The sequence below is a fragment of the Oleiphilus sp. HI0132 genome (assembly GCF_001635845.1).
The window spans coordinates 1-848 of the sequence record NZ_LWGJ01000345.1 but is presented as its reverse complement, the minus strand read 5'-3'; the positions used below and the strand labels follow the sequence as shown (position 1 = coordinate 848).

The 848-nt window shown below is 41.6% G+C and carries 2 protein-coding genes; both read right to left on the bottom strand.

Annotated elements, in window-relative coordinates:
- A partial coding sequence (locus A3766_RS04245) for a response regulator (RefSeq protein WP_156508678.1) occupies nucleotides 1–317 on the bottom strand: 317 nt, incomplete at its 3' end.
- Nucleotides 318–395: 78 nt separating this feature from the next.
- Nucleotides 396–848: chemotaxis protein CheX (locus A3766_RS04240; protein ID WP_156508677.1), on the bottom strand; the 453-nt coding region annotated here is incomplete at its 5' end.

Below are 848 nucleotides of genomic sequence, written 5' to 3'. Positions count from 1 at the left end.
AAGGGCTTGTTTACAATGAAACATGCACCCATTTCTTTCGCTTCTTTTAAACGGCTCTCAGAGGTTTCTGAGGTGACAAACCCGATGTTGCTGGGTAGTTCCAATTTATTCAATAATTGCAGCAGCTGAATTCCTGTCATTTCCGGCATATGCCAGTCACATAGAATTAGGTCAGGCGTCCAGTCTTTGGCTATATTAAGCGCATCTTTTCCGTTATTTGCCGTCTTGTATTCATTGTCGCTATAACCCAGCTGTTCTAGGCCACGTTTAACAATAACTTGCATGGCACGGCTATCGTCTACGATAAGAAATTTCATTGCGGATAAGACCCTTTGTATATAGCAAGTGTTTGAATTGCTTTATTAATTATTTGAAGCGATAGTTTATTCATTGCGCTAACTTTGTCCAATAAATACGCCGGCATATATGGTTGTTCCGTCTTCATCCTGCGTAAAGACTTCCCAATCCGGCTCAATATCCTGCATTAGCGTTTGCGCTTGTTCCTTCGTAAGCTGGATCGGCACATCTAAGTGTGTATCTTCGCTTATTTCGAGTTGTACTTGGCCTGCCAGGATATTTCCTAATTCACAGAGCGCGTCATTTGCGTCGTTTTTGCTGAGCTCTTCTTCCGGTAGCTGAAATAATAGAGAGGCGGCCCTGTAGCTAAGTTTTGTTGGCATTGCTAAAACCATTAAAAAATTGTTTTGGCCAACGATAGGTATTTCTACAAAGCACTCTAAAATGCATTCTTGTTGATGAGGCTGGGGCTCAATATATTTGAGCTCGGCACCAAATAGCTTAGTCCACACACCTGATAGCAAGCTATAAAAAGTTTGCTTGTTCATTCT